Raw genomic sequence first — 13,810 nt, 5'->3', positions numbered from 1 at the left:
CTTCTCCGACTATTTGTTTTGATGCATGTCGTTGTCCCAAAACCGCCACGCACTTTGGGCGACATGCATTCGTTCAATAGACAGGCGGCGAAACCACCCAGATGACGACAGCCGGCTCGGCTCCAGGATTGCGCCAGCGGAACGGCTTGCCGTCGAAGCGGAAGGAGTCGCCTTCGCCAAGCCGGTGCCAGACGCCGGCAATCTCGATATCGAAGCTGCCGGAAGCGACGTAGCCGGCTTCCTCGGTCGGCCGGCGCGCCTCGGTCTTCATCTCGGCACCCGGGGCGAAGACCGAACGGAGCATCTCGAAGCTACCGCCGAGATCGGGCGACAGAAGCTCCTCCACCAGGCCAGAATCGCTTGTGCCAAGCACGCGCCGGCTGCCGGCGCGCACGACCACGCCGCGTTCGGTCTCGACAGGCACGTCATGGCTGAAGAACAGGCTGACAGGCACGCCGAACAATTCGGCGAAGGCCCTGAGATCGCCGAGCGACGGGACCGACAGACCGCGCTCGACCTGGCTGACCCAGCCGACGGAACGGCCGAGCTTCAGTGCGATTTCAGCAAGCGTCAGGCCGCGCGCCTTGCGCAACGCGCGGATGTCGCCGGCCAGCAGCCGTTCGCCGCTGTCCTGTTCCGATCTGGCGGCGGTTGAGGGCAAAGCCATCCCTGTATCGGTGAAAAATTCCCAGCAAATTTCATTTGATGGCGGGTTCATGAAAAAATCAAGGGGATTTTCACGCACTCACAAGATTTACTTGCGCCATTTTGACGGTTCGGGCAAAGGCTCGGCGCACGAGCGGCGAGTGGGGCGTCCGGTCGAGGCGGGTAGGCTATCGGGCGTTCAAAAAGACGCGCAAGGATGCTCCATCACTTCTAGTCGGCGCATGATCCTATTCGGGATCATACGCAAAGGGACGGCCATGCTGGAAAACAACTCCCGGATTGCGGCGGCGATCGTCGATGACGCGATCACCTCGCGCCGATCGGTACGCGCCTTCTTGCCCGATATGGTCGACGACGAGACCATCCGCGATATTCTCGCCGTTGCCGCGCGCGCGCCCTCAGGCACCAATATGCAACCCTGGAAAGTCTATGTGACCAAGGGCGAGGTCAAGCAGCGCATCACCGACGCCATCCTCAGCTCGGGCATCCGCGCCGAAAAGGCCGAGTGGGACGAGTACCGCTACTATCCCGACCAGTTCTTCGAACCCTATCTGACGCGACGGCGGGCCAACGGCTTCGGCCTCTACGGCGTGCTCGGCATCGGCCGGCGCGAGGTCGACAGGATGCGTGCGCAGCACGACCGCAACTTCGTCTTCTTCGACGCCCCGGTCGGCATGATCTTCACCGTCGACCGGCGGCTGAACAAGGGGTCGTGGATAGACTACGGCATGTTCCTGCAAAACATCATGGTCGCCGCGCGGGGCAGGGGCCTGCACACCTGTCCGCAAGCCGCCTTCGCGCCCTATCACCGGCAGATCAGGCCGGTGCTCAACATTCCCGACGAGGAGATCGTCGTCTGCGGCATGGCGCTCGGCCATGAGGATACGTCCAAGCCCGAAAATGCCTTCCGCACCGACCGCGCGCCGCTGGAAGAGTGGGTGACGTTCGCGGAGTGACGTGAAGCGCCGTCCGGCTCTACTGCACTTCGTAGCCGACTTCCTCGCTCGCATGGCAGAGCGCTTTCCAGAACGAGCGGGCAAACGAGCGGAACACATAGATGTCGAACTGATCGGCGCCGGTGCGCTGGATTTGCGCGAAGATGTCGTGATGCATGGTCGAGCGGCCGGCGCCGATCGGGAAGGCCGGCAGCGCGAAGTCGATTGCGAAGAATTTCGCCAGCACCCACTCGGCCTTTGGCCCGGCGATACGGATCGCGGTGCGGCCGTGCGAAAGGTCGGTCACCGTACCGATGGCCGAAGTGACGACACTGGCAAAGGCCGGCGCCAATCCCTCGGCTTCATCGACCACAGTGAACTTTCCCGGCGCAAAGCCGAACACCGACCTGGCGCCGTTCGTCACGCCGCCACCGGCGCCGTCGGGCAAAGCCAGGCCGGTGACCGCATGGATGCCGGCCATCAACTTCTTCTCCTCGCCGGGCCAGGCGGCGAGCTGCAGGATCGAACCCGGCCTGGTTTCGGAGAGGATGATTTCGACACCGTGCTCGAAATTGCCATGCGAGCCCGGATGCAGCACCGGCTCAAGTGGTGATTGGCGCTCAACCATGCATGCGGCTCCCGTCCGGATCGAAGAAATGGTTGGAGACGATCTCGACCGGCCCGAACCGGTTGCGCAGCGGGTCCGAGACATAAGCGCGCGAGCCTCGCCGCGCCTTGCCGCCCTTGACCAGGGCAAGCGCGATATATTTGCCCAGCGCCGGCGAATAGCAGCAGGCGGTGATGTGGCCAAGCGAGCCGTGCGGATTGGCTTCGTCAAGCTCCTCGACGATGTGTGCGCCGCCATTGAGCGGCTGGTTGTCGAGCGAAACAATACCGACGAGTTCCAGGCGGTCGGGCGCGATCAGCCCCTCGCGGTCCATCATCGCCGAACCGATGAACGGCTTCTTCTTCGACAGCATCCAGTCGAGATGCAGGTCGCGTGCCGTGGTACGGCCGTCGATCTCGGCACCGGTGACGTGGCCTTTCTCGATGCGCATGGTGCCCAGCGCCTCCAGCCCGTAGGTCACCAGCCCGAACGGCTTGCCGGCTTCGATCAGCGCCTCCCAGACATGGGTGCCGTAGCCGGCGCCGGAATAGACCTCGAAGGCCATTTCGCCGGAGAAGGACAGCCGGCAGATCATCACCGGCACGGCGGCGATTTCGCCGTGGACGATGCCCATGAAGGGCAGGGCGGCATTGTCGACGGCGGTGCCGCTGACGCAAGCAGCCAGTATCTGCCTTGCCTTCGGCCCACCGATGGCGGCACCGGCCCATTGGTCGGTCACCGAGGTGACGTGGACCTTCAGCGCCGGCCAGATCACGTCGAGGAAATATTCCAGATGCTGCATCACCTTGCCGGCATTGGCGGTGGTGGTGGTCATCAGGAAATCCTGCTCGCCGAGGCGCCACGTGGTGCCGTCGTCAAAGGCGAGACCGTCCTCGCGCAGCATCAGCCCGTAGCGCGCCTTGCCGACGGCCAGCGTCGAAAACATGTTGGTGTATACGCGGTCGAGGAATTCCGCCGCGTCGGGGCCTTGCACGGCGATCTTGCCCAATGTCGAGACATCGACGATGCCGGCGCTCTCGCGCGTGGCTCTCGCTTCGCGCACATAGGCCTGCTCGATCGTCTCGCCGGGATGGCCGTAGATCATCGGCCGATACCACAGGCCGGCGGAATACATGGTGGCGCCATTGGCGACGTGCCAGTCATGCATCGGCGTCAGCCGCTCGGGCTTCAGATCGCCGAAGCGTTCGGCGGCGAGCGAGCCGATCGACACCGCCGAAAAGGGCGGGCGAAAGCGCGTCGTGCCGACCTGCGGGATCGGTTTGCCGAGCGCCTCGGCCATTATGGCCAGGCCGGGTATGTTGGAGCTCTTGCCCTGGTCGGTTGCCATGCCGAGCGTGGTGTAGCGCTTCAGATGCTCGATCGAGACGAAGCCTTCGCGATGCGCCAGCCGCACGTCATCCGCCGTCACGTCATGCTGGAAGTCGACGAAGCTTTTTCCTTCGGCCTTGATCTCGAACACCGGCGCCGGATCGGGATCGCCAGGTGCTGCCTCGACGGCAGGCAAGGCCGCCGGCGTGGCGGTTGCGCCCGCAGCGGAAAGACCGGCGGCGCGACCTTCGGCGATCGCCTCGGCGGTGGAGAAACTGCCGGTGAAGGCGCCGGCGCCGATCCATTGCCGTGTCGTCGGCTTGGGCGGCAGGAACGCTTGCAATGCTTCGTTCCATTCCGCTTTGGCTCCGGCCTGGCTGGCCAGATGAATGGTCGGCGACCAGCCGCCCGAGATCAATAGGCAATCGGCGTGGATGCTGCGCGCATCGCCGGAAAGCGCGCCGTTGACCATGTCGAAGCGCTGCACCTTGAAACCAGAAAGCGCCTTGCCGCCCTCGGTGGCGATCACCGCGTGGCCAGAAAGGATCTCGGCCCCGGTCTCGCCGGCCAGCTTGCGCATTTCGCTCGAAAGCTCAGGGCGCACGTCGATGATGGCGACGACCACGGCGCCGGCCTGCTTCAGCGCCAGGGCCGCGCGATAGGCGCTGTCATTGTTGGTGAACAGCCCGATCCTGTCGCCGGGCAGCACGCCATATTCAATGGCATAACGCTCGGCAGCATGCGCCAGCATTACGCCTGGCCGATCATTGCCTGGAAAGACCAGCGGACGCTCCAGGGATCCGGTGGTCAGCACCACCGACTTGGCGCGGATCGTCCAGTAGCGATGGCGCGATTCGCCCTTGCCGGGCGTTTCCTTGTGGTCGGTGACACGTTCGAGCGCGGCAAGCGTGTTGCCGTCATAATAGCCCCAGACGGTGGTGCGCGGCAGCAGGCGGACATTGTCACGGCCTTCGAGCTGGCCAGCGGCGCGCGCTGCCCAGTCGGCGGCCGGCATGCCATCGATCGTCTCGCCCGACCAATTGGCCGAGCCGCCGAAATGCGGCTCGAGCTCGGCCAGGATGACGCGTGCACCCTGATCGGCAGCCGCCCTGGCGGCCATCAGCCCCGCCGGGCCGGAGCCGACTACCAGCACATCGCAAAACGCGTTCATGCGTTCGTAGCGCGCCGTATCGGGAGCCGTGCCTGCCTTGCCCAGGCCGGCGGCACGGCGGATGAAATGCTCACAGAACATCCAGAAGCGAGTGCCCTTCAGCGGACCGATCACGGGTCCCATGAAGGTCTTGTAGTAGAAGCCGGCCGACAAAAGCTTGCCGCCGAGCTGGTTCACGGCACTGACGTCCCAGGCAAGCGAAGGGAAGCGGTTCTGGCTGATTGCGGCCAGCCCGTCATAAATCTCGACCATTGTGGCGGGGATGTTCGGCTCGCGAACCTCGCCCCTCAACACTGTGACCAGCGCGTTCGGTTCCTCGACGCTGGCGGTCAGCACGCCGCGCGGGCGGTGATATTTGAACGAACGCCCAAACAGGGTGACGCCGTTGGCCAGCAGCGCCGAAGCCAGCGTGTCGCCGGCATGGCCGGTATAAGGCGCGCCGTCGAAGGTGAAACGGATGGTCCGCAGCCGGTCGATGCGGCCCCCGGCCTCTGTACGGCGCGGGCTCATTGCTTGTCCTCGGCCCGGTGCCGCGCAACCGAGTTGTGGTCGCCGCGCGCGAACGCGGTGCTGGAGATCTCGTGCGTCAGCGTGTTGCGCACGACCCTGAGATGGGCGCGGCAGCCGCCGGAATGCTGCCAGATCTCGTTGTGGTCGCCGGCCGGGTTCAGCCGGTCGTAGACATAGGCGTTCCAGGCGTCGAGGTTCTGCGAGGCGGGCTGTGGGCGCTGGCGATTGCCGTCGCCCTGATAGGTGAATTCGATCACGTCGCGCGGGCCGCAATAGGGGCAGGTGATGAGCATGGATCTCTAACCTAATGCAGCCGGGGCGTGGCGCCCTGGCCCTTGTCGTCGATCACCAGGCCACGGTAGAAGCGGTCGAGCGTGAAGGCCGCGTTGAGACCGTGCGGCTCGTCCTTGACAATGGTCCAGGCAAAGCACCAGCCGGAAGCCGGCGTCGCCTTGAAGCCGCCATAGCACCAGCCGCAGTTGAGATACATGCCCGGCAGCGGACCGGTGGTGATGATTGGCGAGCCGTCCATCGACATGTCGCAGACGCCGCCCCATGAGCGCAGCATGCGGACACGGGCCAGCCCAGGGAACAGCGCCAGCATCTCGCTCATCACCTCATCGACGATCGGCAGGCTGCCGCGTTGGGCGTAGCTGTTGTAGCCGTCGAGATCGCCGCCATAGACAAGGCCGCCCTTGTCCGATTGCGACATATAGAAATGGCCCATGCCGAAGGTCAGGACCGTATCGATGAACGGTTTTAGCGATTCCGTGACGAAGGCCTGCAGCACATGGCTCTCGATCGGCATCGTCTCGATGCCGGCAAGCCGCATGACCCGCCCGGTGCTGCCGGCAACCGCGACCGCTACCTTTTTTGCGCGGATTTCGCCGCGCGTTGTCGTGACGCCGGTGATGCGGTCGCCGTCGCGCAGGAAGCCGGTGACCTCGCAATTTTCGATGATGTCGACGCCGCGGCGATCTGCGCCGCGCGCATAGCCCCAGGCGACGGCGTCGTGGCGGGCGGTGCCGGCGCGCCGCTGCATCAGGCCACCGACGATCGGGAAACGCGCGGTGGCTGAGACGTCGAGCGCCGGCACCAGGCGCGCGATTTCGGCCGTGGTCATCAGTTCGGCGTCAACGCCGAGATGGCGCATGGCGTTTCCGCGCCGGGCATAGTCGTCGAGCTGAGCAGGTGTGTGGGCGAGGTTCAGGCAGCCGCGCTGCGAGAACATGACGTTGTAGTTGAGGTCATGGGCCAGGTTCTCCCACAGCTTCATCGAATGCTCGTAAAAGCGCGTGTTGGCCGGCAGGAGATAGTTGGAACGGACCGCCGTGGTGTTGCGGCCGACATTGCCGGAACCGAGCCAGCCCTTCTCCAGCACCGCGACATTGGTGATGCCGTGCTCCTTGGCGAGATAGTAAGCGGTCGACAGGCCATGGCCGCCGCCGCCGATGACGATCACGTCGTAGGACGCCTTCGGGTCGGGCTTGCGCCAGGCCGGCTTCCAGTCCTTGTTTCCAGTCAGCGCGTTCTTGAGAAGCGAAAAGGCCGAATATTCCGCCATTCTTATTGTCATCCATTTCAGGCTTTGCGGCAGACTATAGAGCAGGCCGCCAACGCAAAGCCAAGATTGCGCCATCGCTTTTCGACTCCCCGACTTCGACCGGATTGGCCGACTTCGACTGGATTGGCCGACTTCGATTGGCGGACTTCGAAAACGAGCCGCCTGGCATGACTTGCCCCGTGATATGAGCGTCTTTATCAAGGACGTGCTTCAAAACTGCCTCTGCCGCCCGCGAGTCGCCAGAAAAATCATGTTCTTTCGTTTACTCCGCCTGGTCCTGATCGCTGCACTTGTTGTCTCGGCGCCGCCGTCGTTCGACGCGATGGCGCAGGCGCTCGGGCAGGGTGCCGCCGGGCTGGTCACAGACCAGCAGAAGGTCATCCAGAGCCTGACGGCCAAAACCGACGATCTCGAGAAGAAGATACAGCAGGACGGCCAAGACGATGCCACACTGGTGGAAATCCGCCTGCAATTGGAGGATCTGTCGCGGGCGGCGCTCACCAGCGCGCTGGCGTTCCGCTCGCGTCTCGGCGATATCAACGATCGGATCGAGACGCTGGGACCTCCGCCGGCCGCGGGCCAGCCGGCCGAGCCCGACATCGTGACCGGTGAACGCCAGGCGCTGGCTTCCGAAAAAGCCGAGATTAACGCCGTCATTGCCAGCGCGCAGAACCTGTCGATCCGCATCAGCGGGCTGATCGAGAAGATCGGCAACATGCGCAGCGAGCTGTTCCGCAATCAGCTCACCAAGCGCTACGTGCTGTCCGATGCATTGAGCCCGGAGGTCATCTCCGATGCCAACGACGAATTTACCAGTTTCTACAAAGCGGTGTCGTCCTGGCTGAGCTTCGCCTTCAAGTTCAAGTTCCAGGCAATTCTTGCCGCGACGTTGATGGCGCTTGCGCTGGCCGCCGTGCTTTTTGTCGGCGGGCGGCGCCTGTTCGGCCGCGTCTTCGAAGCCGATCCTTCCGTCGAGGATCCATCCTATCTCAGCCGCCTGTCGGTGGCGTTCTGGTCGACATTGCTGCCGTCGCTGGCGGTTGGCGCCTTCCTTATCTCGACGGTCTTCTTCTTCAATTATTACAATGTCTTGCGCGGCGACATCGGCATCTTCCTGAATTCGCTGGTTGCCGTTATCGCGGTGGTGTTCTGCGTCAACCGGCTGACCAATGCGGCGCTGGAACCGCGGTTGCCGAACTGGCGTCTGATCCCTGTCGAAACCGGCCCGGCGCGCTGGCTGGTGCGGCTGACGACTGCCATGGCCGTCGCCATCGGCATCAATTATTTCCTGTCGGTCGTCAACGACAAGATGGGCTCGCCGCTATCGCTGACCATCGCCAGAAGCTTTGTCGCCACCATCAGCGTCGGCGTCATCCTGATCCTGATGGGGCTGCTGAAGCCGTTCAAGGCTGCCGACGGGAGCTGGCGCCCGTGGCCGCAATGGCTGCGCTACACCGCCGTCGCGCTAGGGCTATTCACCATAGCGTCGGCGCTGCTCGGCTTTATCGGCCTTGCTATTTTCGTCTCGGTGCAGGTCGTGGTTACCGGCACTATCCTGGTGACCGCCTATATCGGCTTCCTGTCGGCGCGGGCGATCGGCATGGAAGGTGGCTTCGCCAACACTTCGATCGGGCGCTGGCTAGCGGCCAATTCAAGCTACGAAGAGACCGCGCTCGACCAGCTCGGGCTTGTCGTCAGCGCCGCCATAAACATCATGATCGTGCTGGTGTTCCTGCCGCTGATCCTGTTGATGTGGGGCTTCCAGCCCGGCGACATCCAGGCCTGGGCCTACAAGCTGGCGACGGGCCTCACCATAGGCTCGGTGACGATCTCGGTCACCGGCATCCTCACCGGCGTCGCCGTCTTCATCATCGGCTATTTCCTGACGCGCTGGTTCCAGGGCTGGCTCGACGGTTCGGTGATGGCGCGCGGCCGGGTCGACACCGGTGTGCGCAATTCGATCCGGCTGGCGGTCGGCTATGCCGGCGTCGCGGTCGCGGCACTGGTCGGCATCTCGGCGGCCGGTATCGACCTCTCCAATCTCGCGCTGGTCGCCGGCGCCTTGTCCCTCGGCATCGGTTTCGGCTTGCAGAATGTCGTCTCGAATTTCGTGTCGGGCCTGATCCTGTTGGCCGAGCGGCCGTTCAAGGTCGGCGACTGGATCGTCGCCGGCGACATCAGCGGCACGGTCAAGAAGATCAGCGTGCGCGCCACCGAGATCGAGACGTTCCAACGGCAATCGGTGATCCTGCCCAATTCAAACCTGATCAACAATGCGGTCGGCAACTGGACGCACCGCAACAAGCTCGGCCGCGTCGACATCAAGGTCGGCGTTGCCTATGGCAGCGACGTCAAGCACGTGCATGGCGTCCTGTTGGAGATCGCACGCAGCCATCCGCTGGTGCTGAAGAACCCGGAACCCTTTGTGCTGTTTTCCAATTTCGGCCCGGCCGCGCTCGAATTCGAGATCCGCGTATTCCTGGCAGACGTTCTTAGTGGCAATATCGTCCAGAACGACATCCGCTTTGCCATCTTCGATGTGTTCGCCGACCAGCATATCGAAATTCCGTCGACACCGCGCGCCGTCGTCGAGACCAAAAAGCACGAGGCGTGGCCGATCGACGACGACAAGATCGAAGTCGAATTCGCCGAGCGGGAACAAGCAAAAGCCCTAGCGGCGGTCGAGGCGAAACGTCTCGCCAAGTCGGGACGCAAGGTACGGAAGCCCGATCCTGACTAGCTGTTTGGAGCTTGCCTTCAAGCCTTCGGAAACCAATTGCGGCATGAATGCGGCATTCAGTTGCCGTTCAGCTTGCATTACATATAAGCTCACCTGCAAACGGCGAGAATGCCTTGCGAAATGCAACAGAGGCGGTGGCAACACCGATACTGCAAAATGTGGAAGTCTCTCGTCGCCGCCGTCGCTTTTCTGGCCGTGGGCGGTTCGGCCCATGCCGCCAGCGCGGTCAACAAGGACGCCGAGACCCGCACGCTGATCGTGACGGAAGGCGGCGGCAAGACCGAGCTGGCGCTGGCCGCTGGCGAAACCGTGGAATTTTGCCCGAGCGGCTGTTTTGTTACCTTGCCGAATGGCGACCTCGAGGCGCTGACCGGTTCGGAGACGATCGAGATCTCGGGCGGCGTCGCGCGCATCAAGTAAAGTCGACGCCATGATTTTTGAAGGCCGGGCAAACGCCCGGCCTTTTATTTGCTTCCGGTAATCGGCGATGAAGGTATGCATTTTTCTTCGAAGCTGCGCAGGACGGGCTCTAGCAGTGCCTTCGTACCGAGCAGGGCGAAGGCTTAGGTCTAACTGCATTCGACGGGCTGGTGGCGCGGGCTTTTTTGGCGATGTCGCAAACAGGCTGCAAGCGCGGCGCCGCGCCGCCCTATAGTCTGCTCGCATAGCATCTTGGAGTCGCGGGCAATGGCAGGGTTTCCGGAAAAGACGAAGGTCGTCATCGTCGGGCTGGGCGGCATCGTCGGCGCATCGGTCGCCCATCACCTGATCGAGCGCGGATGGGACGATATTGTCGGCATCGACAAATCGGGCATCCCGACGGATATCGGCTCGACGGCGCACGCTTCCGACTTCTGCTACACGACCAGCCATGATTTCCTGTCGTGCTGGACGACGCTCTATTCCATCGATTTCTACGAAAAAATGGGTCACTACGCGCGCATCGGCGGCCTCGAGGTCGCCCGCGTCGGCGACGACGCCCGCATGGCGGAGATCAAGCGCAAGATCGCCTCGGCGAAGGCCTTCGGCACACGCGCCCGCCTGATCGATCCCGCCGAGATCAAGGAAAAATTCCCGCTGATCGAAGAACAGATGGTACAGGGCGGCCTGTGGGATCCCGACGCCGGCCTCGTCATCCCGCGCTCGCAGACCGTCGCCGGCAAGCTTGTCGACCAGGCGGAAGCTTCCGGCAAACTCAGGGCGTTTGCCAATACGTCGGCCAGGTCGCTCGTCATCGAGAACGGCCGCATCAAGGGCGTGGTGACCGACCGCGGCACCATCGAGGCCGACTATGTCGTGGTCTGCACCGGCATCTGGGGACGGCTAATCGCGGAAATGGCGGGCGAGGACCTGCCGGTCATGCCGATTGACCATCCGCTTACCTTCTTCGGGCCGTACACCGAGTTCGCCGGCACCGGCAAGGAGATCGGCTGGCCGCTGCTGCGCGACCAGGGCAACTCGGCTTACATGCGCGATACCGGCGACCCCAAGACCGCCGAAGGCGGGCAGATCGAATGGGGTTATTACGAAGAGACCAATCCGCGCCTCTGCCATCCGCGCGATATTCTCGAGAAAAACGAGGCGCGGCTTTCGCCGTCGCAACGCGATCTCGACATGGAACAAATCCTGGCGCCGCTCGAGCGCGCCATGGAACTGACGCCGATCTTGGGCGAGCTGGGCTACAATGAGAGCCATTCCTTCAACGGCCTATTGCAGGTGACAGCGGACGGCGGCCCCTCGATGGGCGAAAGCCAGAAGGTCAGGGGCCTATGGTATGCCGTTGCGATCTGGGTCAAGGACGGCCCCGGCATGGGCAAGCTCATCGCCGACTGGATGACGGACGGCCGCACGGCGATCGACCACCACGCCATCGACTATTCGCGTTTCTATCCGCACCAGACGAAAGAACAGTTCATCTGGGATCGCTGCACCGAAACCGCGATGAAGGTCTACAACCCAGCGGTCCATCCACGCGAGCCCTTCTCCAAGGCTCGCAATGTCCGCCGCTCGCCCTTCTGGGAGCGCGAGAAGGAACTCGGCGGCTATTTCATGGAACTCGGCGGCTGGGAGCGCGCCCATGGCTACGCCGCCAACGAGCATCTGCTCGAGAAATACGGCAACCGGGTGCCGGTGCGCCAAAACGAATGGGATAACCGCCACTTCTGGCGCGTCTCGAACGCCGAGCATCTCGCGATGAGCGAGGATTGCGGCATTGTCAATCTGTCGCATTTCGCCATGTACGACGTGGAAGGCCCGGACCATGTCGCGCTGATGGAATGGCTGTGCGCGGCAAAGATCGGCGGTGACGGCAATATCGGCAAGGGCATCTATACCCATTTCCTCGACGAGGAAGGCATGGTGCGCGCCGACCTGACCGTCATCCGCATGGCCGACCGCTGCCGCGTCATCGACGGCGCCGATGCCGGGCCGCGCGACTTCCAGTACATGCGCCGGACGGCAGAGGACAAAGGCTTCGACGTTAGCGTCACCGATGTGACCGAGAGATATGTGACCGTCGGCATCTGGGGTCCGAACGCGCGGGCGACATTGAGCAAGTGCGTGGAAAACCCCGACGGGCTGACGCCTGAGAATTTTCCCTTTGCCGCGATCAAGCCCGTCAGGATCGCCGGCAAGGACGTGACCGCCTTCCGCATCTCCTATGTCGGCGAGCAAGGCTGGGAACTGCACATGCGCTACGACGACGGCCTGGCTGTCTGGGACGCGCTGCGGTCGACCGGCGTGATGGCCTTTGGCGTCGAGACCTATGCCAACAGCCGCCGCATGGAGAAGAGCCTGCGTCTGCAGAATGCGGACCTGTTGACCGAATACAATCTGCTGGAAGCCGACCTTGCCCGTCCGAAAGTCAAGGAGGCCGATTTCTGTGGCAAGGCAAAGCATCTGGAATATCGCGCCCGGGCGCATCAGCCGGCCATGCTTTGCACGCTTATCATGACCGACAATACCGATTCCAATGGCGTTCTCCGCTATCCGGTCGGCACGATGCCGGTGATGGACCCGCAAACCGGTGAGACGCTCGTCGACGAGCTCGGCCGCCGCTCCTTCACGACCTCGGTGGCCTATGGTCCGACCCTCGGCAAGAACATCGCGCTCGCCTACCTGCCCTGGGCGTATTGCCAGGAGGGCCGCAAGCTGAGCGTCGAATATTTCGGCGAGAAGTACCCGGTCGAAGTGGCCGCCGTCGGCTACAGGCCGCTCTACGACCCGGAGAACCTCAATCCGCGCAGCTAAGCGTTGCTTGCCTGACGATTCTCCACACAGGCAAGCCGAGCAGTGCCAGCAGGACCCTGAATGCGGAAGCCCGATTCATCGTCGGGCTTTTCGCTTTGTGGAGCGATGATTCTCGCTTACCGTCGCGCTGCGATTAGGGGGTGCCTTTGCGGCGGATCGGCTGGGACAGAAAAAACGATACGCTTGTGTTTCAACTGAACCGGAATATCCCGGTTCGCGTCAGCTGGACCTTCGCAATTCCCATTGTGCTGCCCTTCCTGAACGAGTGGGCGAGCCGACCCAAGGATGCACTGATCCATACCTCTATCTTTGCAGCGCTTCTGTTTGCGTCGATATTTCTGCACGAACTGGCACACGCCTGGATCGGACGCCGACAAGGCGTCGCCACCGACAGGATAGAATTATATCTCTTCGGCGGGCTCACGCGTTTCAAACGCGCCGCAGCGCCATCGCCTGCCTGGGCGCGGATTGCGATAGCGGGTCCCCTGGCGAACGTCGCGCTCGCCGCGTTTTTCGATGCGGCCTATTATCTGGTTTTTGGAGAACTCATCCCAGTTGCGCCCGAAAGGCCATTCGGGTGGCTGCCGTCAAGGTCGGCCGGTCCTCTGGAATGGACGCTTTGGATTGGCGCATTATTGAACGTGTCACTTATCATTCTCAACATCCTGCCCGCCTACGATCTGGATGGCGGCGTGATTGCAAGACATTTGTTCCTGAGACGCTTCGGCGTCCGCCGGGCCGCGCAGATCGTCGGCATCTGCGGCATCGTACTTTCAATTCTGCGTTTTGCGATCATCTTGCCTGCCGCGGTTGCAGGTATTCTGTTGTGGCTTCCGCCGTCATTCAAGCCGAACTGGAGGGCAGCGCGCGGGGTCGATGCTAGAAAACCGAAGCCGGAACCATCCTCCGAGACGGATGTCGAGAAGGCCGTGGAGTGGCGGGGACGGGGCGGGCACCGCATCTACAAATGAAATTCGCTTTCCGGCGGTTCGCAAGAATGTGACCGGATGAGCCCGGCTCTCCACCGGGCTTTTCTCTT

At 63.0% G+C, this 13,810-nt stretch carries 10 protein-coding genes; 5 read left to right on the top strand and 5 right to left on the bottom strand.

Features of this window, described 5'->3' with window-relative positions; all coding sequences use genetic code 11:
• Positions 1 to 73: 73 nt before the first annotated feature.
• Positions 74 to 667, bottom strand: a complete 594-nt coding sequence (locus NKJ20_RS02055; protein ID WP_352742300.1) for a helix-turn-helix domain-containing protein — start codon at positions 665 to 667, stop codon at positions 74 to 76.
• A 256-nt stretch (positions 668 to 923) separates the two neighbouring features.
• Here NKJ20_RS02055 and NKJ20_RS02050 point away from each other — a divergent pair, with 256 nt between their 5' ends.
• The gene (locus NKJ20_RS02050; RefSeq protein ID WP_352452121.1) at positions 924 to 1,622 is read left to right on the top strand and encodes a nitroreductase; all 699 of its coding nucleotides are present in this window, start codon (positions 924 to 926) and stop codon (positions 1,620 to 1,622) included.
• Between the two features lie 19 nt (positions 1,623 to 1,641).
• Here NKJ20_RS02050 and NKJ20_RS02045 read toward each other — a convergent pair whose 3' ends face one another.
• Genes NKJ20_RS02045 through NKJ20_RS02030 form a run of 4 tightly spaced genes read right to left on the bottom strand, consistent with a single transcriptional unit; the run spans position 1,642 to position 6,782 of the window.
• The gene (locus NKJ20_RS02045; RefSeq protein ID WP_023676538.1) at positions 1,642 to 2,229 is read right to left on the bottom strand and encodes a sarcosine oxidase subunit gamma; all 588 of its coding nucleotides are present in this window, start codon (positions 2,227 to 2,229) and stop codon (positions 1,642 to 1,644) included.
• Positions 2,222 to 5,218, bottom strand: coding sequence for a sarcosine oxidase subunit alpha (locus NKJ20_RS02040; protein ID WP_352742299.1), 2,997 nt, complete (start codon positions 5,216 to 5,218; stop codon positions 2,222 to 2,224). Before NKJ20_RS02040 ends, NKJ20_RS02045 begins: the two co-directional genes overlap by 8 nt.
• Positions 5,215 to 5,511, bottom strand: a complete 297-nt coding sequence (locus NKJ20_RS02035; protein WP_352742298.1) for a sarcosine oxidase subunit delta — start codon at positions 5,509 to 5,511, stop codon at positions 5,215 to 5,217. The genes NKJ20_RS02040 and NKJ20_RS02035 overlap by 4 nt, the downstream gene beginning before the upstream one ends.
• Positions 5,512 to 5,522: 11 nt before the next feature.
• Entirely contained in the window at positions 5,523 to 6,782 is a 1,260-nt protein-coding gene (locus NKJ20_RS02030) for a sarcosine oxidase subunit beta (RefSeq protein WP_352742513.1), read from the bottom strand.
• 250 nt (positions 6,783 to 7,032) lie between these two features.
• Here NKJ20_RS02030 and NKJ20_RS02025 point away from each other — a divergent pair, with 250 nt between their 5' ends.
• The 4 genes from NKJ20_RS02025 to NKJ20_RS02010 all read left to right on the top strand — a co-directional run bounded on the left by NKJ20_RS02025 (position 7,033) and on the right by NKJ20_RS02010 (position 13,742).
• On the top strand, positions 7,033 to 9,522 hold the full coding sequence (locus NKJ20_RS02025; protein ID WP_352742296.1) for a mechanosensitive ion channel family protein: 2,490 nt from the start codon (positions 7,033 to 7,035) through the stop codon (positions 9,520 to 9,522).
• Positions 9,523 to 9,678: 156 nt separating this feature from the next.
• Positions 9,679 to 9,942: a hypothetical protein gene (locus tag NKJ20_RS02020; protein ID WP_352452117.1), complete on the top strand. Its 264-nt coding sequence runs from the start codon at positions 9,679 to 9,681 to the stop codon at positions 9,940 to 9,942.
• Positions 9,943 to 10,209: 267 nt separating this feature from the next.
• Entirely contained in the window at positions 10,210 to 12,771 is a 2,562-nt protein-coding gene (locus NKJ20_RS02015) for a GcvT family protein (protein WP_352742294.1), read from the top strand.
• Positions 12,772 to 12,917: 146 nt separating this feature from the next.
• Positions 12,918 to 13,742 carry a site-2 protease family protein gene (locus NKJ20_RS02010; RefSeq protein ID WP_352742292.1) on the top strand — a complete coding sequence of 275 codons (825 nt, stop codon included), beginning with the start codon at positions 12,918 to 12,920 and terminating at the stop codon, positions 13,740 to 13,742.
• Positions 13,743 to 13,810: the final 68 nt, after the last annotated feature.

Origin of the sequence: Mesorhizobium sp. M0185 (assembly GCF_040322175.1) — a bacterium.
GTDB lineage: Bacteria > Pseudomonadota > Alphaproteobacteria > Rhizobiales > Rhizobiaceae > Mesorhizobium.
The sequence above is the reverse complement of the archived record's forward strand: the minus strand, read 5'-3'. Positions and strand labels throughout refer to the sequence as shown.

Coding starts and splice junctions, on each gene's coding strand:
- NKJ20_RS02040 (WP_352742299.1), bottom strand. CDS start 5,218: ATGAGCCCGCGCCGTACAGAGGCCGGGGGCCGCATCGACCGGCTGCGG.
- NKJ20_RS02045 (WP_023676538.1), bottom strand. CDS start 2,229: ATGGTTGAGCGCCAATCACCACTTGAGCCGGTGCTGCATCCGGGCTCG.
- NKJ20_RS02025 (WP_352742296.1), top strand. CDS start 7,033: ATGTTCTTTCGTTTACTCCGCCTGGTCCTGATCGCTGCACTTGTTGTC.
- NKJ20_RS02050 (WP_352452121.1), top strand. CDS start 924: ATGCTGGAAAACAACTCCCGGATTGCGGCGGCGATCGTCGATGACGCG.
- NKJ20_RS02015 (WP_352742294.1), top strand. CDS start 10,210: ATGGCAGGGTTTCCGGAAAAGACGAAGGTCGTCATCGTCGGGCTGGGC.
- NKJ20_RS02020 (WP_352452117.1), top strand. CDS start 9,679: ATGTGGAAGTCTCTCGTCGCCGCCGTCGCTTTTCTGGCCGTGGGCGGT.
- NKJ20_RS02055 (WP_352742300.1), bottom strand. CDS start 667: ATGGCTTTGCCCTCAACCGCCGCCAGATCGGAACAGGACAGCGGCGAA.
- NKJ20_RS02035 (WP_352742298.1), bottom strand. CDS start 5,511: ATGCTCATCACCTGCCCCTATTGCGGCCCGCGCGACGTGATCGAATTC.
- NKJ20_RS02030 (WP_352742513.1), bottom strand. CDS start 6,782: ATGGCGGAATATTCGGCCTTTTCGCTTCTCAAGAACGCGCTGACTGGA.